The 21,297-nt window shown below is 73.7% G+C and carries 17 protein-coding genes; 13 read left to right on the top strand and 4 right to left on the bottom strand.

Features of this window, described 5'->3' with window-relative positions:
- Positions 1–65: 65 nt before the first annotated feature.
- From ACGFZA_RS00250 to ACGFZA_RS00265, 4 genes are all read right to left on the bottom strand, one after another.
- The gene (locus tag ACGFZA_RS00250) at positions 66–2,219 is read right to left on the bottom strand and encodes an ATP-binding protein (protein ID WP_393676169.1); all 2,154 of its coding nucleotides are present in this window, start codon (positions 2,217–2,219) and stop codon (positions 66–68) included.
- Positions 2,216–2,923: a DUF4255 domain-containing protein gene (locus ACGFZA_RS00255; protein WP_385275148.1), complete on the bottom strand. Its 708-nt coding sequence runs from the start codon at positions 2,921–2,923 to the stop codon at positions 2,216–2,218. The genes ACGFZA_RS00250 and ACGFZA_RS00255 overlap by 4 nt, the downstream gene beginning before the upstream one ends.
- Positions 2,920–6,051 carry a hypothetical protein gene (locus ACGFZA_RS00260; RefSeq protein ID WP_393677571.1) on the bottom strand — a complete coding sequence of 1,044 codons (3,132 nt, stop codon included), beginning with the start codon at positions 6,049–6,051 and terminating at the stop codon, positions 2,920–2,922. Before ACGFZA_RS00260 ends, ACGFZA_RS00255 begins: the two co-directional genes overlap by 4 nt.
- A 334-nt stretch (positions 6,052–6,385) precedes the next feature.
- Positions 6,386–7,123 carry a response regulator transcription factor gene (locus ACGFZA_RS00265; RefSeq protein WP_385275250.1) on the bottom strand — a complete coding sequence of 246 codons (738 nt, stop codon included), beginning with the start codon at positions 7,121–7,123 and terminating at the stop codon, positions 6,386–6,388.
- Positions 7,124–7,355: 232 nt separating this feature from the next.
- On the opposite strand from ACGFZA_RS00265, the gene ACGFZA_RS00270 reads away from it, so the two are divergent.
- The 13 genes from ACGFZA_RS00270 (at position 7,356) to ACGFZA_RS00330 (ending at position 21,297) form a co-directional block, all read left to right on the top strand.
- Complete coding sequence (locus ACGFZA_RS00270) at positions 7,356–8,660, top strand: hydrolytic protein (RefSeq protein ID WP_393677573.1); 1,305 nt, start codon at positions 7,356–7,358, stop codon at positions 8,658–8,660.
- A gap of 586 nt (positions 8,661–9,246) precedes the next feature.
- A complete protein-coding gene (locus ACGFZA_RS00275) occupies positions 9,247–10,773 on the top strand; it encodes a phage tail sheath family protein (protein WP_385275145.1) in 1,527 nt (508 codons plus the stop codon).
- A gap of 59 nt (positions 10,774–10,832) precedes the next feature.
- Positions 10,833–11,273 carry a phage tail protein gene (locus ACGFZA_RS00280; protein ID WP_124720830.1) on the top strand — a complete coding sequence of 147 codons (441 nt, stop codon included), beginning with the start codon at positions 10,833–10,835 and terminating at the stop codon, positions 11,271–11,273.
- Positions 11,270–11,764 carry a hypothetical protein gene (locus ACGFZA_RS00285; RefSeq protein ID WP_385275142.1) on the top strand — a complete coding sequence of 165 codons (495 nt, stop codon included), beginning with the start codon at positions 11,270–11,272 and terminating at the stop codon, positions 11,762–11,764. Before ACGFZA_RS00280 ends, ACGFZA_RS00285 begins: the two co-directional genes overlap by 4 nt.
- Positions 11,761–11,919, top strand: coding sequence for a DUF6760 family protein (locus tag ACGFZA_RS00290; RefSeq protein WP_326737969.1), 159 nt, complete (start codon positions 11,761–11,763; stop codon positions 11,917–11,919). The genes ACGFZA_RS00285 and ACGFZA_RS00290 overlap by 4 nt, the downstream gene beginning before the upstream one ends.
- Before the next feature lie 4 nt (positions 11,920–11,923).
- Positions 11,924–14,908: a hypothetical protein gene (locus ACGFZA_RS00295; RefSeq protein WP_393676173.1), complete on the top strand. Its 2,985-nt coding sequence runs from the start codon at positions 11,924–11,926 to the stop codon at positions 14,906–14,908.
- Positions 14,909–14,991: 83 nt separating this feature from the next.
- A complete protein-coding gene (locus tag ACGFZA_RS00300; RefSeq protein WP_326737971.1) occupies positions 14,992–15,417 on the top strand; it encodes a phage tail protein in 426 nt (141 codons plus the stop codon).
- A 61-nt stretch (positions 15,418–15,478) separates the two neighbouring features.
- A complete protein-coding gene (locus ACGFZA_RS00305; RefSeq protein WP_393676176.1) occupies positions 15,479–16,201 on the top strand; it encodes a LysM peptidoglycan-binding domain-containing protein in 723 nt (240 codons plus the stop codon).
- Positions 16,198–17,970, top strand: coding sequence for a VgrG-related protein (locus tag ACGFZA_RS00310; RefSeq protein ID WP_385275133.1), 1,773 nt, complete (start codon positions 16,198–16,200; stop codon positions 17,968–17,970). The genes ACGFZA_RS00305 and ACGFZA_RS00310 overlap by 4 nt, the downstream gene beginning before the upstream one ends.
- 54 nt (positions 17,971–18,024) lie before the next feature.
- Positions 18,025–18,342 (top strand): PAAR domain-containing protein, encoded by a 318-nt coding sequence (locus ACGFZA_RS00315; protein WP_385275130.1) that lies wholly within the window; start codon positions 18,025–18,027, stop codon positions 18,340–18,342.
- A complete protein-coding gene (locus tag ACGFZA_RS00320; protein ID WP_393676178.1) occupies positions 18,339–18,776 on the top strand; it encodes a GPW/gp25 family protein in 438 nt (145 codons plus the stop codon). The genes ACGFZA_RS00315 and ACGFZA_RS00320 overlap by 4 nt, the downstream gene beginning before the upstream one ends.
- Positions 18,776–20,737: a putative baseplate assembly protein gene (locus ACGFZA_RS00325; RefSeq protein ID WP_393676180.1), complete on the top strand. Its 1,962-nt coding sequence runs from the start codon at positions 18,776–18,778 to the stop codon at positions 20,735–20,737. Before ACGFZA_RS00320 ends, ACGFZA_RS00325 begins: the two co-directional genes overlap by 1 nt.
- Complete coding sequence (locus ACGFZA_RS00330) at positions 20,734–21,297, top strand: phage tail protein (RefSeq protein ID WP_393676182.1); 564 nt, start codon at positions 20,734–20,736, stop codon at positions 21,295–21,297. The genes ACGFZA_RS00325 and ACGFZA_RS00330 overlap by 4 nt, the downstream gene beginning before the upstream one ends.

The raw sequence follows: 21,297 nt of genomic DNA on the forward strand, positions 1-21,297 counted from the left end.
GACGCGGGTGAGCCGGTCCGGGGTCCGTGGCCGCGGACCCCGGCGGCGGGACGCCGGGGCGCCTCCTACCGCCGGGTGCGCTCCAGCCACGGGCCGAAGTCGCTGTCCAGGACCAGCCGTCCGAGTTTGCGGTACTCGGCGAGGACCGCCGAGACGAGCTGCTGCGTTTCCAGGGGACGGCCCGACTCCGCCGCCTGGTACGCGGCGGTGACCGCGCAGGCGCGGATGGACCCGCCCGTCAGCTCGAACCGGTCCGCACAGGTCCGCAGGTCCAGATCGGGGGCGCGGGGGATCTCCGTGCCCAGGCAGCGTTCCCACAGGGCGAGGCGCTGCTCCGCGTCCGGTACGGGGAAGTCGGCGACCACGTCGAGCCGGCGGGTGAACGCCTCGTCGAGGTTGGCCCGCAGGTTGGTGGTGAGCACGGCGATGCCGTCGAAGGACTCGATCCGCTGGAGCAGGTAGGCCGACTCCACGTTGGCGTGCCGGTCCTGCGCGTCCTTGACCTGCGAGCGCTTCCCGAAGACGGCGTCCGCCTCGTCGAACAGCAGCACCGCGTTGACGTCGGACGCCTCGACGAAGATCCTCTCCAGGTTCTTCTCGGTCTCGCCGACGTACTTGTCGACCACGGAGGACAGGTCCACGACGTAGAGCTCCATGCCCAGGTCGGCCGCGACGACCTCGGCCGACATGGTCTTGCCGGTGCCGGACTCCCCGGCGAACAGCGCGACGATGCCCCGGCCCCGGCCACCGCCCGGCCGCATCCGCCACCGGCCGAGCACCTGCTCCCGGTGGCGTGCGCGCAGCGCCAGGTCGGACAGCTGGTGGCGGGTCGCCGGGGGCAGCACGAGGTCGTCCCAGCCGACGGTGGGCTCGATGCGGCGGGCGAGCCGTGCGAGTCCCGCCCCGTTCTGGGCCCGGACGGCGGTCCGCAGGTCCTGGGCCTCCACCGGGCGGCCCTCCAGCGCGGCCAGCCGGGAGGCGACGGCGGCGGCCCTGCGTATCTGGCCCGAGTCGAGCCGGTAGGCGCGGGTGGCGTCGGCGAGGCGCGCCTCGGCCGTCGCCGTCCCGGCGGCGAGGCCGGCCGGGGAGCCCGCCGCGGTGAGCTCCCGCTGCCACCTGCGGGCCGCGTCCGCCGGGTCCGGAGGCAGGACGGGGATCGTCACGGGGCTCTCGCCGGCCCACAACGGGTCCCAGTGCTTCTTCCCGTACATGACCAGCGGGGAGCCGCCGCCGACCGCCTCGCAGAGGCCTTCGATCACACCGGCGCCCTTGGGCTGCTCGGGGGTGAGCGTCTCCAGAGGTCCGAGGACGAGACCGCCCCCGCTCAGCCGTGCCTCGGTCGCCAGGATCCGCGCGGTCCGCACCGGCTCCGGGGCCGCGGCCAGGGCCGCGGCGTCCACCACGAGCGGGCGGAGTCCGACCGCGAGAAGCGCGTCGGCCGCGAGCCGGCCGGGGTCGCCGCCGCGGTCCAGCAGATGCACCAGACCACTTCCGGTGCCCAGCGCCGCAGCGACCCGCTCGGTCGTCCGGCACCGGTCCGGCTCCTGCGCCCCGCCCTCTTCCGGTCCGGCCACCCGCACCAGGCCGTGCAGCCTTCCGTCCACCTCGTCGTCGCCGAGCAGATGGGCGGTGACCCGGTCCGGTACGCGCAACACCCGTGAAAGCAGGGGACGGTCGGCCTCCAGCACCTCCACGAGACCCGACGCGACCAGGGGGGCGGACGGCGAGAAGCGGAAGCGGCCGGAGCCCGCGGCGGGCAGTCCGCAGAGTTCGAGGGCCAGGTCGATCGTGGCGCGGCGCCGGGTGAGGTCGTCGTTGAGATAGCCGTACAGCCGCTCGAACCGTGCGTCGATGTCCGGTGCCATCGCGACCAGCAGGAGGTCGACGTCCGGCGCGACCAGCCCGAAGCGCTCCGCGAGCGCGGCGATCCGGCCCCCGGCCGGTGAGCCGGCCGTGCCGTCGGGCCCGTCCGCCGGCGCCGGGACGGGCACCGGGAGGAACGCGTCGCGGGAGTCCAGGATCCGCTCGGCCGCGGCGGGGGTGAGGTATTGCCCCCGGAACGGATCGTCCGGCTGCGGGTCGGTGTCCTGGCGCAGCGCGACCGCGTGCCGCACCCGCCGTTCGATGTGCCCCAGCCGTGCCCAGAGGTCCTCCAGGTCCGTCGGCAGGGTGCCGCCCGGTTCCCGGAGCTCCCCCCGGGTCTCGTACGCCGTGGTCACCGGGCCGGACCTCCACGCCTGCGCCGGCCCGGCGGAAGCCCGCGTTCACGTTCCGCGGCGAAGCCCTGCCCGGCGGGGTCCGACGCACCGTCGTAGCGCAGCCGGCGCCCCGGCTCCGTCGCCCCGCCGTCACGCTCGGGCACCGTCCGCACCAGCAGGCCCTCGGTGACCGGCGGTCCGACGGCCGTCACCTCGCCGGCCAGCGGTGCCCACACCCGCAGGTCGATCGCGGCCTTCAGTTCGCCGCCGAGTGCGGACCACACGTCCACGGTCGACGGCCGGTCGCCGGACCCGGCGGACGCCGCCTCGACCTCCACCGGGAGTCCGAGCGTGGCCAGGCTGCCCGTGAGCATCCGGTCGGGCAGCACGTCCGTGCGGATCAGGCAGCTCAACACCTCGGAGAGCAGCCGGTGTTCGTCCTGCGGGCGGTTGGTCCACGCGGTCAGCAGATAGGTCAGTTCGAACCAGCGCGGAGGTGTCCGCCGCCCCGTGACCACACCTTCGCCGTCGAACTCCTCGGTCGTGCCGGTACGGCGCCTGGTCGCGTCCTCGCGGATGCCGTAGAGGAAGACGCTGACCGTGGGAGCGTTGCGCCGCGCGGACCAGTCCCGCGTCGGGGCGTCGAAGACCAGCTCCACGCCGCTCTCCTGGAGGCCGGCGTCGACCAGCAGCAGGCGCAGGCCCTCGTCGACTTCGTGGATCACCGGCGTCCCACCTCGTCCGGCGGGACGATGGTGCCGGACACCACCAGGAAGTCGGTGGTGACGGGGCTGAACCCCGGCCCCGACGCGGTGATCGTGCGCGGCCCCGTCCGGTCCTTCACCAGGATCAGCAGCTGTGCGATGAAGGTGCCGTCACCGCCCGGCCGGGCCGGCGGCGCGGTCGCGGTGATCCCGGGCTTCCAGGTGAGCTTCACCGGCACGCCGGGCGGGAAGTTCTTGCCGCGCACCGAGGTGACGAATCCCGGCTTGCCGACCTCGGGTACCGAGACGATGCGAGGCTGGAGGATGCGCAGCGGAATCCGGGAGACGTTGTCACCGCGGTCCGCGTCGGTGCCGCTCGTGGTCAGCGTCCCGGTGACGTTCGTCCGCAGGGCGTGGTCCGGGGCGAGCACCACGCGCAGCACCGAGGAGGCTCCCGGCGTCAGGTCGGGCAGTGCGCACACCCCGGCCGCGCAGCCTGCCGGGAGGGTGGCCACCGGGATCCCGGCGGGCAGTCCGAGCCGCAGCCGCAGGCCGGTGGCGAGCGCGTTCTTCCCGTTGCGCACGGTGTACGTCACCACGACCCGCCCGCCCACGTATCCGGGGCTGGGCTGGGCCCGCACGACGACTCCCGGTCCTGCCTCGGGCTCGGGCGGCAGCGGGGCGGGCGGCTGTGCGGGGGGCGGGGGAGCGGGGGCCGGCGGGGCAGGTGCCGAGGGTGACGGGCTGGGTGACGGGGGGACGTCCCTGACCTCGACGGACGTCCCGGTGGCGTTGTCCGTGGGGTTCGGGTCGACGACGGCTCCGGTGACCGACCAGCCGATCTGCCAGGGCCCCGTCGTGACGCCCGTCAGCCGTGCGGTGATCTTCACCGTGGCGCCCGGCGCGAGCACGCCCAGGTCGCAGCTCGGCGAACCGGCCCCGCAGGAACCGGAGTCGGTGCTGAGCTCCTCCAGGCGTACGCCCGGCGGTACGTCCGCGACGAACGTGGTGCCGGGGGAGGGGGCCGGACCGTGGTTGGTGACGGTGACCGTCGTCGTCACCGAGTCACCGGCCTCCACCGACGGGCCGACGGGCGGCGCGGTCGTCGCGAGGTCGACCTGCTGCTGGAAGGCGGGCTCCTTCTGGCGGCCCGGCAGTTCCGCGGTCAACGGGGTCAGGGTGCCCGTGGCGAGGTCGAGTTCGGACAGCTGCTCGGGGGAGTTCGGCGCGATGTCCCGGCGGGAGCTCAGCACCAGCCGCTTCGCGTCGGCCGACCAGGCCACGTCACGCGGCTGGTAGGGCCCGGTCGCCGAGACGTCGGGGATCGCCGCGCCGCACGCCGTGGGGTCGTTGCGACGCGAGGAGGGCAGCACGACCCGGCAGCCGGCGCCGCCCGGCGAGGTGACGACGACGCTGGCCCGCTGGTTGATCTGGTCGGCGCGGTCCTTCCGGTTGAAGGCGATGGACCTGCCGTCGGGGGAGAAGGCGGGGCTGTCGTCGATCACCTTGCACTCGCCGGGGCAGCCGGTGGTGCTGAGGTCCTCCTGCAGGTGGAGCGCGTTCACCGGGGCGGTCCAGACGTGCTTGATCCCGCCGAGGCCGCGGATCACCTGGTTGCGGGTGAAGGCGAGCATGGTGCCGTCCGACGACCAGGCGGGCTGGGCGTCGGCGCCCGTGACCTCTCCGGCGGGCGGGACCACTTCGCCGAGGATCTTCCCCGTGGCGACGTCGGCGACGAGCACCTTGCTCGGTCCGGCCGCGTCACCCACACCACCCGGAGAGGTCCGGGTGAAGGCCAGCTTGGTGCCGTCCGGGGAGAAGGAGGGGTCGGTGTCCCAGTCCTGGGGGCCCTGCCCGTCCAGCTTCATCTCCACCGGGTCCGTGCCTTCGGTGGTGGCCATCCAGATCCGCTGGACCCGTTGGCCGCCGACGGTCGCGAAGCGGGTCACGGCGATGTGCCGGCCGTCGGGCGTGTACGTCTGCCGCTCGGTCCAGGGGTCGTAGCCGGCCGCCGGGTGGAACAGCGGATCGTCGGCGGGGTTCTCACTGGTGTTGGTACGGGCCCGCGGATCCTCGCGCAGCACGTCGAGCCTGAGGTCGCGGGGGTCCGACCCGTCCTGCCGCATGTCCTGGAGGGTGACGAGGTCTCCCTCCACGGTGGTCCTGTGGGTGACGATCACCTCCCAGGAGTCCACGTCACCGAGCACGGACGGTGCGTCCACGTCCCGGTCCTCGTCGAGCTTCATCACCGGTACCGGGTCGGTGAGGGTGTCGGCCCGGTACACGTGCTCGTAGGTGGAGCATCCGCAGTCCGTGTTGGGGCTGAGGAAGACGAGACCGTTCCCGCTCGGGAGCCAGGCGGCCGAGCGGGTGCCCCAGCCGGCGAAGTTCCCGGTCAGCAGGGGGCGGCCGGTGCCCGGACCGGTGGTGACCCGCAGCCGGTCGCCGGTGTCGGTGTCCGACTCGGGCTCCTGGTGCAGGGTGTAGATGAGGAGGTCCCGGTGGTCGCCGTCGTTCACCGGGTTCCACTCCGGCTCGCTCGCGTCCCCCTCGGCGGGGTCGCTGACGCAGGTCACATCCCCGCCGGCCAGGAGCCGTTCGTACACCTGCGTGCCCTGTTCCGGGCCGCCGTCGCTCGCGTACGCGATCCGGGTGCCGTCCGCGGAGAGCGTGGGGTGGGTCTCGTCGGCGGGTGTGTTCGTCAGCCGGCGCAGCCCCTTTCCGTCGACGCCGATCGACCAGAGGTCCCGCTGAGACGTCTGCCCGGCCCCCGGTTCGGCCGAGTCGAAGACCACGGTCCGCCCGTCGTAGGACAGTTCGGGGTGCGCGGCGTCACGGCCGGTGGTCAGCCCGAGTACGGTTCCGTCCGCATGGCGCACGTACACCTGGGGCTTCGCCTCGTCGCGGAGGCTCGTGAAGACCAGGGTCCCGCCGCGCCCGTAGGAGTCCTGGTCGTAGTGCACCGCGCCGGCGCCGAACAGGTCCTTGCTGGTCGTCACGGAGGTACGTTCCCCGAGGCTGCGGTGCCCGGTGCCGGCGAAGGCGATCCGTCCGGTGTCCGCCGGCGCGTCGGCCACGGCGGCGACCGCCTGCGTCGCGCCCTGCGGGGCGGACACGGAGCCCGCCACCAGCAGCGGAGTCAGCAACACCACGACACCGCTCAGCCGGCGCACTCGCCTACGGCGTGCCGGGACAGCAGGACCGCCCACGGTCCACCTCACAGTCTGGTCGATGGTTCTCCACGTCAAGCATCGGGCCCGCCGGGGAAGGGGGACAGGGCCCGGAGTACCCGGAGCGGGGGAAGACCTGATGCCCTTTGCGGCTGCCCGGCACCGGACGGCGGCCCGTCCGCGCCCGGTCAGGTACCCGCACCCCGGTGATCGCGGAGCGGCCGAGCGGCGTCCGGACACTGCGGGGGCAACGGCCGTTGCCCCCGCGGGCCCGTCGGTGCGGGAGACCGCCTGCCCGCCGGCGACGGGCGGCTCAGATGAGACCGTGCCGCATGGCGTAGCCCACCGCGTGGGCCCGGTTGCGCAGATCGAGCCGTGTCGCCACCTCGTGCAGCACGTTCTTGACGGTCCGTTCGGAGTACGACGTCTTCTGCGCGATCTCCGCGGTGCCGTACCCCTCCGACACCAGCCTGATCATCTCCGCCTCCCGCGCCGTGAGGGTGGAGAGGGAGAGCCCCCGGGGGTCCAGCACCGTGCGGTGCAGGCTGCTGACGTGGTCGAGGAGCTTCCCGAGCAGGTCGCCCGGCAGCACTCCTTCGCCCTTCGCGATCGCCGTGACCAGGTGGGCGAGGCGGTCCTGGTCGGCCTCCCCGCGCCTCAGTACGGCGGCGACGCCGTACTCGATCAGGGTCTGGAGCGCCCCGGCCTCGAAGAAGCCGACGACGAGACCGGTGCGGGTGGAGGTGTTGCGCTGGAGGCGGTGCAGGAGCTGGATGGTGGCGTCGTTCACCACGTCGACCACGACCAAGGAGACCTGGGCGCGGTCGACCTCCTCCTCCGGTATCAGCTCTATCTCCGGACGCATGCGCAGCTGGTGCACCACCCCGGTCTGCAGGATCAGGTCCTCCGCGTACACCGCCACGGAGATCCTGCCCCCCGGGGCGCCTCCGGGGTGCACGGCCGGGGAGCGCTGCGCGGGGAGTCCGGGCGTGGACGGTCCATGGCTGCGGCTGCCCGCCGTCCCTGTATTGGTCACATCAGTCGTGGTCATGGTCATCTATTCGTCCTTCTCAGCCGCTTCCGTCGGTACCCGATACGTCAGACCTCGTCCTCGCCCGTTCTGTGACAGAGCAGGGAGACCTGGCCCTGGGGCGGGTCCCCGGGGCGGGGAGCAGATGGGCCGTCAGGGCAGCGGTCCTGCCCGCACATTGCCCTCCCGCCTCTGCTGACAGGACCGTCGCGCGGCCTAACTTCGCAGGGTGACCACATCTGCCGAATTCGACATGCCCACGGTGACGGTGTCGCCCGGCGCCGAAGCGACGACCACGCTGACCGTCCGTAACGACGGCGATATCGTCGAGGCGTACACCCTCGAAGTGGTCGGTGACTGTGCGGCATGGACCACGGTGGATCCGCAGCGGGTCTCCCTCTACCCCGGCACTTCCGAGACCGTGACGGTGCGCCTCGCGCCGCCCCGGTCCCACGAGGTCAAGGCGGGCGAGGTCCCCCTGGGCGTACGTGTCCTGCCGGCGGAGCACCCCGAGTCGGTGGCCGTGCCCGAGGCGACGGTGATCGTCGAGCCGTTCCGCGAACTGCGGGCGAGGCTGGAGCCGGGCCGCCGCAGGGGCTGGCTGGGCGCCCGCTTCCGTACCTCCGTGCAGAACCGGGGCAACACCCCCGTCGACGTCGTGTTCTCCGGGAAGCAGGAGGGGGAGGAACTCCGCCTCGCCTTCACGCCGGAACGCCGGAGCCTGCTGCCGGGCGAGTCGGCCGAGGTGGGCCTGCGGGTCCGGGCCCGGAAGCTGATCTGGTTCGGAGCTCCGGCCACCTGGCCGTTCGAGGTCCGGGCCGTGGACAGCGAAGGGGCCGACAGCGAGGTCGAGCAGCCCGGCAGGGCGGAGCCGCTGCCGGGCGAGTTCGCGCAGCTTCCGCTGCTTCCCAAGTGGCTGCTGATCGTCCTCGCGGCGCTGATCGCCCTGCTGGTGGCGTGGTTCGCGCTGGTGCGGCCGGAGATCCGCAGCACCGCGAAGGAGGCCGGCACCAAGGCGGCCCAGGAGGAGAACCGGGAGCGGCCGCAGGGCGGTGCGGCGACCGGCGGTACCGGCGGCGAGGCCACGGCCGGCGCGCAGGGCCAGGAGAAGGGCCAGGGCGCCACGGCGGGGGCGGGCGGTTCCGGCGGTGCCGGCACGGGCGGCTCCGGATCGACGGGCGGCGTCGGCGAGTTGAACGCCCAGCAGAGCTCCGAGACCATCGACGTGCAGACGGGGGCCGGGGCCAAGCAGGACGGGACGTACCAGGTCCCTGCCGGGAAGGTCTTCGGTGTCACCGACATCGTGGTGGCGAACTTCCAGGGTGACGAGGGAGTGCTGACCATCTCCTTCGGTGAGCGGAAGATCACGACCATCGCTCTGGAGACGTTCCGCAACCAGGACTATCACTGGGTCACCCCCATTCGGATTCAGGAAAACGCCAAGGTCACCGCTTCCGTGACCTGTTCAAAACCTGGCACTCCGGCGACCGGTAAGCAGGCCTCCAAGTGCCACCAAGTACTCAATGTCAGTGGCGTGCTGAGCGATATCGCACCGTAGGAACGATAGCGCCGGATTCCTGCCCGCCCGTTCCGGGAACGTGAACAAAAGGCGCTGCGGCCAGCGATAACCGTCACATGACCCTCCATCAGGGTGTGCTTCTTCACACTCCGTTCGGGGGCGGAACCGAATCGTCGGCGCGGCCGTCGACCGGTGAATACCGGTATGTCGCGGGTGATTCCCGGTCTTTTGTCGGCGGGCGGATCCGCTCGGACTGTGAACGTTCCCGCTCAGTGGAGCGGATCGGGATCCCGGGGTATCTGCGGCGACCGTGGGATTCCGGCCGGTGCGGGCGGACGGACCCCTTAGTTTCTGGCTGAAACTAAACCCTTGTGCGGTGCCGCGGCGGTGCCGGCCGCCGCGGCACCGCCCCGCTGCCACCGCGCCGCCGCCGCCCGCCGTCGATACGGCGGCTGCGGCGGCCGAGGCCGTTGTGGCGGCCGTCGCGGGAGGGCCCCGCTGTGCCCCCGGGGTGCCTGGGAAGGCAGTCGCCCTGCCCCGTGGCCGGGACTCCGGGGCCTACCAAGCGCAGACATCCCCGGGCAAGACTGGACAGGCGAACGACTGACCACCCGAAGGAGCGAGCATGCCGTCGTACCTCACCCCAGGTGTATACGTGGAGGAGGTGCAGTCCGGAGCGCGGCCCATCGAGGGAGTCGGCACCGCGGTCGCAGCCTTCGTCGGGTTCGCGGAGACCGGGCCCTTCCACCGTCCGACGCTGGTGACCAGCTGGGACCAGTACGTAGCGTCCTTCGGTACGTTCACCCCCGACACGTACCTGACGCTCGCCGTCCACGGCTACTTCAGCAACGGCGGCGGCGCGGCCTACATCGTGCGCATCGGCGGTCCGGCCGAGGACGCACCGCAGGGCTCCGCGCCGGCGGCCGCCCCGTCCGTCGCCATCGGCGGCTTCCTCGTCTCCGCACGGCCGGGCGCCGGTGACGGCCTCTCCATCGAGGTCGCCGACCCCGAGGGCGAGAACCCTCCGGAGGACCGGTTCCGCCTGCTGGTGCGCCAGGGCGGCAAGGTCGCGGAGACGTACGACACCTCCGTACGCAAGAACGTCAAGGGCTACCTGGTCACCCAGGCCCGTCAGTCCAAGCTCATCGAGGTCACCGAGCAGCCCGGTGCGGCGCAGACCCGCCCCGAGAAGCAGAGCCTGTCCCTCGCGCCGGCCGCCCCCGACGCGGGCACCACCGCCCGGACCGGCCCGACCGAGTACGTCGGCGACGCGTCGGCCCGTACGGGCATCGCGGCCCTTGAGGCGATCGACGAGATCACCATGGTCGCCGTCCCCGACCTGATGAGCGCCCACCGTCGCGGCGACATCGACGACGAGGGCGTCAGGGCCGTACAGCTGGCCGTCATCGCGCACTGCGAGCAGATGGGCGACCGGGTCGCCGTCCTGGACACCCCGCCGGGGATGAACGCCCAGCGCGTGCGCACCTGGCGCAACGACGACGCCGGGTACGACTCGCGCTACGCCACCGTGTACTACCCGTGGCTCAAGGTCCTCGACCCGGCGACCGGGCAGCAGACCCTGATTCCGCCGAGCGGCCACGTCGCCGGTGTCTGGGCGCGCAGCGACGCCGAGCGCGGCGTGCACAAGGCGCCCGCCAACGAGGTCATCCGCGGCGCGCTGGACCTGGAACTCCGCCTGAGCAAGGGCGAGCAGGACCTGCTCAACCCGATCGGCGTCAACTGCGTCCGCGCCTTCCCCGGCCGGGGCATCCGCATCTGGGGCGCACGGACGCTCGCGTCCGACCCGGCCTGGCGCTACCTCAACGTGCGCCGCCTCTTCAACTACCTGGAGGAGTCCATCCTCCTGGGCACCCAGTGGGTGGTCTTCGAGCCGAACGACGACCGCCTCTGGTCGAGCATCCGGCGCAACGTCACCGCGTTCCTCACCGAGGAATGGCGCCGGGGCGCGCTCTTCGGGCGGACGGCGGAAGAGGCCTTCTACGTGAAGTGCGACCGGGACAACAACCCGCAGGAGTCCATCGACCTCGGCCAGGTCGTCTGCGAGATCGGCGTCGCCCCGGTGAAGCCGGCGGAGTTCGTGATCTTCCGTCTCTCGCAGTTCTCCGACAGCACCAGCCTCGTCGACGAGTGACCCTTCCTCGTCGAGGAGTGACCCCGCAGGCAAACGAACGGAACAGGTGACACACAGTCATGGCAGAGGGCGATGCTCTTTCCACCCACGTCTTCGGCGTGCAGCTCGGCGGCTATCTCGTGGAGTCCATCCAGGAGATCAGCGGTCTGACCGTCGAGGAGGAAGTCGTCGAGGTCCGCCAGGTGACCGCCGAGGGCAAGCAGATCATCCGCAAGCAGCCCGGCGCGCGCCAGGCCGGTGAGGTGACGATCACCCGCGGGCTCGACAAGAGCAGCGAGTTCACCAAGTGGATCAAGGAGACGCTCAACAACGGAGCCGTCGACACCGCACGCCAGAACCTCACCATCGAGATCAAGGACTCGAAGGGCGAGACCGTCCGGCGCATCCAGCTGATGCAGGGCTGGGCCAGCAAGTGGGAGGGCCCCTCGCTGAAGGCCGGCGAGTCCAGCGCGGCGACGGAGACGGTCACCATCACCTTCGAGGAGATCGTCGTCGAATGAGGCGCAGGACCGTTTCCGGCGGCGGCCTCGACGAGGTCCTCGACACCCTCGCCGCCGCCGCGCCCGCCCCGCGGGAGGAGGCCCCGACGCCTCCTCCCGCCCGGGAGCGGGACCGTCAGGACCTGCGTACGGAGTTCGAGTTCGAGCTCCCGCGCGGTTACGTCGACGACGAGGGCCAGGTGCACCGGAGCGGGTCGATGCGGCTCGCCACGGCACGGGACGAACTGCGCCCGCAGATCGACCTGCGGGTCAAGGAGAACCCCGCGTACCTGAGCGTGGTGCTGCTCAGCCAGGTGATCACCCGGCTCGGCACCATCACGGACGTGCACGCCGGGGTGGTCGAGCGGATGTACGCCACGGACGTGGCGTTCCTCCAGGACTTCTACCGCCGCATCAACAGCGAGGGCCACACCCACGCCGCGGTGACGTGCCCGCTGTGCCACGGGTCGTTCGAGGTGGACCTCTCGGGTGAACGCCTGGGGGAATCGTGACGTACGCGCCTGCCCGGCTGCGGGAGGAGCTCGCGTACATCGCCTACCACTTCCACTGGCAGCGTGAGGACATTCTCGACCTCACCCATGGTGAGCGGCAGGAGTGGGTGAAGGAGATAGCGCGGATCAACACCCGCGTCAACGAGAGCGGGTGAGGGCGTGGAGTTCAGGGACTGGTTCCGTGGCGGGAGCCGACGACAGGCCGGCGCGCCCGGCCCGGTGCCGGCGCAGGCCCCCACCGGGGGCGACGGTACGCAACCCCCGGCCGGGACCGACGCCGTCCGGCCCGGGCGTCCGGAAGCGGACCGGGACTGGGACGGAGGCTGGCGGCGGGTCGCACCACCTGCCGTGACCGTCGCCCGGTCCTCGATCGGGGTGAGCGACGGGCTGCGCTTCAGGTCCGGGCTCGCCTCGTGGCAGAACATCGCGTACGGAGGCGAGCTCGGCCACGCGGTCCTGCCCTCCGCGCCGGTCGGCCTCATCCACGGCGTGACGCGGCCGGGCACCGCCCGTCCCACCGCCCCCGGAACTCCCCTCCTCCTGCGTGCCGCCACCACCGGCGGACCGGAGGAGCCGGTCCAGTCCCCGGCGTCCGGCGCCCCGGGCCGTACCCCCGCCGTTCAGCGGAGCCCCGCCCCCGTCCGGCGCTCGGGCGGCACACAGCCCGGGAGCGCCGCCGGGCGTGAACCGGCGGCGCGGCGGCCCGTCGTCGACGAGGCGGCCCCGAGCACCGGAGCGAACCCCGCGTCCGGATCCCGGCCGTCCGCGGCTCCGGCGGCCCACGCTTCCACGGACAGCGGGGCCACCCTGGCCGCGCGGCCCGCCCCGGTCCGGCCCCGGCGCACCGCGCCGCCCCTGATCGTCGCCCGCCGGCCGGTGGCCGCCCCTCGCCGCCTCTCCGCGTTCGCACCGGCCGGCACGCCCGCACCGGCCACGGCTCCCGCACCGGCCGCCCCGGCAGGGGACGCGCCCGCACCCGGCCGGACGGCCACCGGGGAGCGCCCGTCGGCCTCGCCGGAGCGTTCCGCGGGCGCGCCCGCCGCGCCTCCCGTACGCCCCGCCCTGGGCAGGCCGCTGCGACAACTGCCGCCCGGTGCGGCACCGTTCGGACCGGGCGGCGCGGAAGGGAGTACCCCCTCCGGCACGACGGTTCCGCAGGGACCGGCCCTGCCCGTGGTCCAGCGGCAGACGCAGGAAACGGCCGCTCCCGCGACCTCCTCTCCGGCGGCCGCTTCCCCCGCCCCGTCGACGCGCGCGGCCGAGCCGGGCCGGCAGCCGGGGCAGCGGCAGCAGGGACAGGGCCCGGCGGGACAGGGTCCGGCAGAACGGCAACGGAGCGGGCGGCCGACGGACCGCCGGACGACGGACCTTCAGGCGCAGGGCGGGAAGCCGACGGACCGGCAGGCGACCGACGGGCAGCGTCCGGCCCCCGGTGCGTCCCCGGCGTCCGGGCCGGCCGCGCCCCGGGCCGGCTCACCCGGTCTTCCGCCCTCCGTCCAGCGCACGGCCGCGCCCTCCACGCGCCGCCCGGGGACACCCGCACCGGACGACGGCCCCGCCTCCGCGCCCCGGGGGCCGGGCTCGCAGGCCCGCACCCGGGGCGGGCTCGGCGCGCCTCTCTCCTCGCTCCCGCCGACCGCGGGCACCGCGAACGACGCCCCGCTGCTGGGCGACCCCCGCCGTGCGCGTCCCGGCACCAATGGCCCGCTGCCGGGCGGCCCGCCCGCGTCCGCGCCCACGGCGGCCGTGCCCTCCTCGCCGGTGCCCACCGCCATGCCTCTGCGCGCGCCGGCTCAGCCCGGCGGCACGGCACCCGCATCACCCTCCGACCGGCCGGCAGCCGTCCAGCGCGCCACGGACGCCAGCCGCACGTCCGCGACCGCGCCCTCGTCCGCGACCGTGTCCGCGCACACCGTCACGCCGTCCTCCGCCACGGCCCCGGCCACCCCGCCCGCCCCCGTACGCGTCCGGCGGATCACCTCGCGAGGGCCCCAGGGGCCTGCGGCGGGGACGGCTTCGGCAGGCGGCCGGGCGCCGGTTGCCGTCCAGCGGTCGCGCGCCCTGCTCGCCGGACGGACGCTGACCGTGCGCACCGGAGCGGCCGAGGGCTTCACGGCGCCCGTATCGGCCACCACCGCACGGCCCGTCGTGGCGGCGACCTGGCGGCGGGATGTCCGGCCGCCGGCCCCCGACGGGCCGTCCCCGGCCGGTGGCGGCGCCCGGCCGGAGAGGCGGCCGGACACCCCGGCCGGCCCCGCCACGGTGCGGCGGTCCGTGCCCGGCGCCCCGGCGGCCGGCGCATCCTCCCCGGACGCGCGGGCCCAGGGGCCCGTGTCCCCCTCACGTCGTGCGGCCCCGCGAGGAGGCGTACCGGGCGAGGGCGCTAAGGCCGGGAACACCGGCGCGCCCGCCGCGGCCCGGCCCTCCGTCCGCTCCCTCACGCGGCTGGTCCAGCGCTCGGCACGCGGCACCACGCCGTCCGGGCCGCCCCTGCCCGGAGGGGAACGATCCGGGCGCCCCGCCCCGCGTACCCCTGAACTGCCGCTCCCCGCACCGCGGTCCGCCAGGGTCGCGGCGTCCACCGGACCGGCCGCGCCCGCACCGGCCGCCGCACCACCCGTTCCGGTGGTGCGCCCGCACCCGGCCGGCTCCGCCCGGCCCGGGGGCGCCGCCGTGCCGGTGCAGCGCCTCCGGATGCCGGTGGCGGCCGACAACGGCGCACCCGCCACCGGGCCGGCGCCGGCGGCCGACACCCCGTCCGGCGCACCGCAGGAGCTCGCCGTGCGCGCGTCACGCCCCGCACCGGCCCGGCCCGGCGGAGCCCAGGGAGGTCCCGTGCCCGTCCCCCGGAGCCCCGTCCCCGGCAACCGTGCCCCGGACGCACGGACCCAGGCGGTCCAGCGCGCGGTCGCCGAAGCGGGGCTCGCCGGAGTCCCGGTGCGGGTGGTCCAGCCGAAGGCCTCCCGTACGCCCTCCGAAGCGGCACCGCCCGCGGCCGGTGCGCCGCGCACGGACGAAGGGGCCGGCGGCGTGGACATCGAGGACCTCGCCCGCCGGCTGCTCGACCCGGTCAGCAGGCTGATCCGGGCCGACCTGCGCAGAGGGCGGGAACGCTCGGGACGGCCCTACGACGGCCGCCGCTGAAGCCCCCACCCCGTCCGCCGGGCCGGCCACGGGCAGCAGAGACGACGCACCACCCCACGGACAGCAGAGAAGACGAGAAGCACATGACGGACAACATCTTCGCGACGAGCGTGTTCTTCAAACTCGCCATCGGGGGAAGCGACCTCGGGGCCTTTCACACCTGCTCCGGCCTGGGCGCCGAGGTGGAGCTTGAGCAGTACGCCGAGGGCGGCAACAACGGCTTCACCTGGCAGCTGCCCGGCCGGATCACCTGGACCAACATCACGCTGACCCGCCCCGTCACCGCCGACACGCTGAAGATCGCGCGGTGGCTGAACGAGACGACCCAGCGGGTGGAACGCAAGGACGGCGAGATCGTCGCACTCCGCCCCGACCTCAGCCGGATCATCAGCTGGCAGGTGCAGGGCATCGTCCCGGTGCGCTGGCAGGGGCCCTCCTTCGACCCGTCCAGCTCCGAGGCGGCGATCGAGACGCTGGAGATCGCGCACGAGGGCCTGGTGCCGTCCTGATGGACCGCCCAGTGCCCGGTTCCCGAGCCGATGACCGAGACGAGCAGGAAGGAGGGACACCATGCCATCAGCAGCCCGCACGAGCCGTGCCCGTGCCCAGCTGACGATCATGGAGCCGCCGTCGGACGTGGGCGCCAAACCGGCCGGCACCCTTGCCCGGCTCACGTTGCAGTTCAACCCGGCGACGCTCTCCCTGAGCAAGAACACCGAGTGGCGGCGGACGCCCTCCCGGACCGCCGGCGCCTCCGCGCTGCCCGAATTCGTGGGCAGCGGGCCCCGGTCGCTGTCCCTGGACGTCTTCCTGGACGCCACCGCCACCCACGACAACTCGGTGGAGAAGGCCGTCGAGCAGCTGATGACGGCCTGTGTGCCCACCCCGAGCAGCCTCGGCCGCAAGAAGCCGTCGAGCCCCTGGGTGCGCTTCGACTGGGGGACGTCGAAGACGACGTCGTTCGACGGGGTGCTGTCCAGCCTCTCCGTCTCGTACACGCTGTTCGACGTCGACGGGAAGCCGCTGCGCGCCACCTGCTCCCTCTCGATCGAGGAGGCGAGCGTCGACCCGGCCGGCCAGAACCCCACGTCCGGATCGAAGGAGGCCCGCCGCACCCACCGGGTCGTCGCCGGTGACAGCCTGCCGCTGCTCGCCTGGCGCGAATACGGTGACGCCACCGCGTGGCGCACGATCGCCGAGGCCAACGACATCGACGACCCCATGCAACTGGCCCCGGGCACGGAACTCCTCGTTCCCGCCCTGGAAGACCACGCCCCGGAGGGCAACCGGTGACCGCACCCGCCCGTTCCTTCGCCGCCGACCCGATCGTGGAGGCCCCCGCCGAGCTGCCCCAGGCGTGGGCGTCCCAGCTGGTGAGCTGTGCGGTCGACGAGAACGTCGGCCTTCCGGACACCGCCGTACTGACGTACCGCGACCCGTACCACACGCTGCTCACCGCCACCGGAATCACCATCGGCACCCCGTTGAAGATCTCGGTGGTCACCGTCCAGGAGCAGGCGCGCGAGCGGCTGTTCACCGGTGAGGTCACCGCGCTCGAACTCGACAGCGACACCACCGGCTCCTTCACCGTCGTCCGCGCCTTCTCCAAGGCCCACCGGCTCCAGCGCGGGCGGAAGGTGGTGGCCTTCCGGAACATGAAGGCCGCCGACATCGTCCGCAAGGTCGCCGCCGGTGCCGGACTCACCTGCGGCAAGGTCGAGGCGGCGCCCGTCATGTACAAGCAGCTCACCCAGCCCAACGTCTCGGACTGGGACTTCCTCCAGTACCTCGCGGGCGAGAGCGGTGCGCACGTGCGGGTGGACGAGAAGGGCCTGCTGCAGTTCGTGAAGCCGAAGCCGGCGTCCTCGGCACCCGCTCCGTCCACCTCCGCCACCCGGCATCCGATGGTGCTGGAGTACGGACGCAATCTGCTGGCCCTGCGCGCCGTGCTGACCGGCGCGGACGGGGCGGACAGCGTCGAGGTGCGCGGCTGGGACGTGGAGACCAAGACCCGTCTCGTGGCACGCGAACCGTCCGTCCGCTCCACCACGGTGGTCCCCGGGATGAGCCCGTCCGTCGCGGCCGGGGCGTTCGGCCCGAAGGCCAGGATGACGGTCGCCGACACCCCGTACCGCACCCAGGCCGAGGCCGGTTCGGTCGCCGGGGCCGTGGCCGCACGGGTCAGCGCGGGCTTCGGGGAGATCGAGGCGGTCGCCGAGGGCAACCCGCGGCTCCGCGCCGGCGAACCCGTCGCCCTCGGCAACGTCGGACCGGCGTTCGCCGGCCGCTACACGGCGACCGCGGCCCACCACGTCCTCGACCCGCACGGCGGATACCGCACGACCGTACTGGTCAGCGCCGCCCCCGACCGCTCCCTGACCGGGCTCACCGGCGGCGGCGACGCGCCCCCGCGCGGCCCCCGTATCCCGGGCCTCGCGATCGGAGTGGTCACCGACATCCGTGAGGGCAAGGGCAAGGGCGAACGCGGTTCGGTCCGGCTGAAGTTCCCCTGGCTCGACGACACCTACGTGTCCGACTGGGTCCGTACGGTGCAGTGGGGCGGTCAGGGCGGCGGCGGGGTCTTCAGCCCCGAGGTCAACGACGAGGTGCTGGTCGGCTTCGAGCAGGGCCTGCTGGACAGCCCCTATGTGCTGGGCGGCCTCTACAACGGCGTCGACAAGCCGTCGCCCCACGACGTGCCGCTCGTCGACCCGACCAGCGGCAAGGTCAACCGCCGTTCCCTGGTGTCCCGTTCGGGCAACCGCATCGAACTGCTCGACACCCCGCGCGGCCCGTCCGGAGTGCGGCTGGCCACCGGCGACAAGCAGCTGGAGGTCACCCTGGACGAGCGGAAGGGGGAGATCGCCCTGAAGGTGTTCGCCCGCGGCACCTCCCGGGTGCTCAGCTCCCTCTCCCTCGGCCGGTCCGGGATCACGCTCGACGCCGGTACGGGCAACGTGAACGTGAAGGGAGCCTCGGTGACCATCAACGGCAAGACCGGGGTCACCGTGGACGGCGGACTGCTCGCCGTCCTCAAGGCCCGACTCATCCGGATCAACTGACCCCGCACCCGCCGCCCGGTACGACTCCCCGGCCCAGCAAGGAGAACAGCAGCCATGCCCCCCGCAGCCCGCACGGGCGACCCCACCGTCCACGGTGGACTCATCGGCACCCCGCCACCGGGTGCGGTGGCCGTGGCCACCGTGCTGATCGGCGGCAGGCCGGCCGCCGTCACCGGCAGCCTGCACGTGTGCGTCGTCCCGCCGCACGCCCTGCTCGGACCGGGGAACGTCATCATGCCCAACCCGGCCGCCGCGGTCGGCGGCATGGTCCTGATCGGCGGGCTGCCGGCCGCCCGCATGGGGGACACCACGAGCTGCGGCGCCAAGATCATCAGCGGTGCGCCGAACGTCCTGATCGGAGGCCCGGTGTGAGCGGCGGCGGATTCATCGGCCGCGGCTGGGGCTTCCCGCTGCGGGTCGGCACCACGGGCGGCATCGGCATGGTCGAGCGCGACCAGGAGATCGAGGAGGCCATCGGTCTGGTGCTCGGTACCGCACCGGGGGAGCGGCCGATGCGGCCCGAGTTCGGCTGCGGCATCCACGACTACGTCTTCGCGCCCGGTGACGGTGCCACCGCCGGGCGCATCGCCCACGAGGTGCGTACGTCCCTGGAGCGCTGGGAACCCCGCATCGAGGTGAGGGACGTGGTGATCGCGTTCGACACCGTCGACGAGGGAACGCTCTACATCGACGTGCACTACACCGTGCGGTCCACCAATGACCTGCGCAACCTCGTCTTTCCCTTCTACACCATCCCGAACTCCGGCAGTCCCGAGGCGAGTTCCGACGAAGCGGGTGCGGCCTGATGTCCCTGCCTTCCCCCAACCTGGACGACCGGCGCTTCCAGCAGCTCGTCGACGAGGCCAAGCGGTACGTCCAGCAGCGCTCGCCCGAATGGACCGACCACAACGTGTCGGACCCCGGGGTCACGCTCATCGAGACGTTCGCGTACATGGTCGACCAGCTGCTCTACCGGCTCAACCGGGTGCCCGACCGGAACTACTCCGCCTTCCTCGACCTGCTCGGCGTGCAGCTGTTCCCGCCGACGGTCGCCCGCGCCGACGTCGACTTCTGGCTCTCCGCCCCCCAGCCGGACCCGGTGCGGCTCCCGGCCGGCACGGAGGTCGCCACCGCCCGCGGTGAGACCGAGGAGGCCGTGGTCTTCTCGACCGCCGAGGACCTGGCGATCGTGCCGAGTTCGCTGATCAGGCTGGTCACCGCCCCCGCGTCCGGGGACCAGACCGACCGCACCGCGCCGCTCGGCGCGGGCAAGGACATCCCCTGCTTCCAGTCCCGTCCGGAGCCGGGCGACGCCCTGCTGTTCGGGCTGCCCACCGCCGTACCCCGGTGCATCGTCGCCGTACGCCTCGACAGCCGGGTGGAGGGCGTCGGCGTCGACCCCCGGCAGCCGCCGCTCGTGTGGGAGGCGTGGGACGGCGCCCGCTGGGTGCCGTGCCTGACGGGGACCGACAGCACCGGCGGGCTCAACAAGCCCGGTGAGGTCACCGTGTTCGTCCCGGCCGGGCACACCGCTTCGGTGACGGCCGGAGTCCGGGCCGGGTGGCTGCGCTGCCGGGTCACCCCACCCGAACCGGGACAGCCCTTCTACTCGGAGTCGCCGACGATCCGGGAGGCCGAGGTGTTCACCGTCGGCGGCACCACCGGCGTCGAACACGCCGAGACCGTCCTCGACGTGCCGCTCGGCGTGTCCGAGGGAGTGGCCGGCCAGACGTTCTCCGTGCGCAGGGTGCCGCTCCTGCTGGACGGGGACCCGCCGGTCGTCCAGGTGTCCTCCGCCGAGGGCTGGCAGGTCTGGACACCGGTCGAGCACTTCGGCGCCTCGTCACCGGGCGACCGGCACGTGCGGATCGACGCCGTCAACGGCGCGTTCGCCTTCCCGCCGGAGGTCCGCGAGGCGGACGGCACGATGCGGGTGTACGGCGACGTGCCCCCGAAGGGCGCCCAGCTCCGGATCCCCCGCTACCGGACGGGCGGCGGCGCGGCCGGGAACGTGGCCCGCGGTGCCATCCGGGTGCTGCGCAGCTCGGTGCCGTACGTCGCCGGCGTCGACAACCGCGAGGCGGCCCGCGGCGGGGTCGACGGCGAGAGCGTCGAGAACGCCAAGGTGCGCGCGCCCAACATCCTCCGGGTCCAGGAACGGGCGGTCACGGCCGAGGACTACGAGGTCATCGCCCGCGAGGCCGCGCCCTCGCTGCACCGGGTCCGCTGCCTGCCCGCCGTCGCGGGCGAGGCCGGTGCGGTGCGCGTCCTGGTGGTGCCCGACGCGGTCCCCGACGAAGGCGGCCGGCTGCGGTTCGAGCAGCTGATCCCCCCGGACTCGGTGCTGGCGGAGGTCGCCGGACGGCTCGACGAGCGTCGGCTGGTCGGCACCCGGCTGGTCGTGGAACCGCCCGCCTACCAGGGCGTCACCGTCGTCGCCGAACTGGTGGCGTCCGACGGCGACGTGGACCGCGTCCGTGCCGAGGCGCTCGACGCGCTGTTCCGCCACATCGACCCGCTGCGGGGCGGCGCGGACGGGACCGGCTGGCCGTTCGGCAGGCCCGTGCAGTACGGCGAGATCTTCGCCGTCCTGCAGAGCGTGCGCGGAGTCCGTCTGGTGGACGAGGTACGGCTGTTCCCCGCGGACCCGCTCACGGGGCGGCGGGGAGCGGCGGCTGACCGGATCGACGTCGCCGCGAACGCCCTCGTCTTCTCCCACCAGCACCAGGTCGTCGTCACCGCGAGCGGGGCCGGTGAGCGCTCGTGAGCAGGGCCGCGGTCCCGGGCCTGCCCAGCCGTTACCCGATCGGCGGGCTGCTGCCCGCCCTGTACGCGGACGACGACCTCGCCCAGCGGTTCACGGCGGGCCTCGACACCGTCCTGGCACCCGTCCTGTCGACCCTGGACAACCTCCCGGCGTACTTCGACCCCGCGCTGACCCCGGAGGACTTCCTGCCCTGGCTGTCGTCCTGGGTCGGGGCCGGCATCGACCTCGACTGGCCGGCGGAGCTGCGCCGGGCCGCCGTCGCCCGAGCCGTCGAGCTCCACCGGTGGCGCGGCACCCGCCGCGGCCTCACCGAACACCTCCGGCTCTGCTTCGGCGTGGAGGCCCACATCCACGACGGCGGCGGCGCCGCCTGGTCGTCGGAGCCCGGGGCCGAACTCCCTGCGGCCCCGACCGGCGAACTGCTGGTACGGGTCCGGGCACCGGCGGGGCGGCCGGTGGACGCGGCCCGCGTCCTGGCCGTCGTCCGGGCCTCGTGCCCCGCTCACCTCACCTGCCGGGTGGAGATCCTCCCAGGCGCACCGGACGAGACAGGAGACTGA

Origin of the sequence: Streptomyces sp. NPDC048211 (assembly GCF_043202315.1) — a bacterium.
Classification (GTDB): domain Bacteria; phylum Actinomycetota; class Actinomycetes; order Streptomycetales; family Streptomycetaceae; genus Streptomyces.

Coding starts and splice junctions, on each gene's coding strand:
- ACGFZA_RS00265 (WP_385275250.1), bottom strand. CDS start 7,123: ATGACCACGACTGATGTGACCAATACAGGGACGGCGGGCAGCCGCAGC.
- ACGFZA_RS00280 (WP_124720830.1), top strand. CDS start 10,833: ATGGCAGAGGGCGATGCTCTTTCCACCCACGTCTTCGGCGTGCAGCTC.
- ACGFZA_RS00315 (WP_385275130.1), top strand. CDS start 18,025: ATGCCCCCCGCAGCCCGCACGGGCGACCCCACCGTCCACGGTGGACTC.
- ACGFZA_RS00275 (WP_385275145.1), top strand. CDS start 9,247: ATGCCGTCGTACCTCACCCCAGGTGTATACGTGGAGGAGGTGCAGTCC.
- ACGFZA_RS00300 (WP_326737971.1), top strand. CDS start 14,992: ATGACGGACAACATCTTCGCGACGAGCGTGTTCTTCAAACTCGCCATC.
- ACGFZA_RS00325 (WP_393676180.1), top strand. CDS start 18,776: ATGTCCCTGCCTTCCCCCAACCTGGACGACCGGCGCTTCCAGCAGCTC.
- ACGFZA_RS00285 (WP_385275142.1), top strand. CDS start 11,270: ATGAGGCGCAGGACCGTTTCCGGCGGCGGCCTCGACGAGGTCCTCGAC.
- ACGFZA_RS00270 (WP_393677573.1), top strand. CDS start 7,356: ATGCCCACGGTGACGGTGTCGCCCGGCGCCGAAGCGACGACCACGCTG.
- ACGFZA_RS00305 (WP_393676176.1), top strand. CDS start 15,479: ATGCCATCAGCAGCCCGCACGAGCCGTGCCCGTGCCCAGCTGACGATC.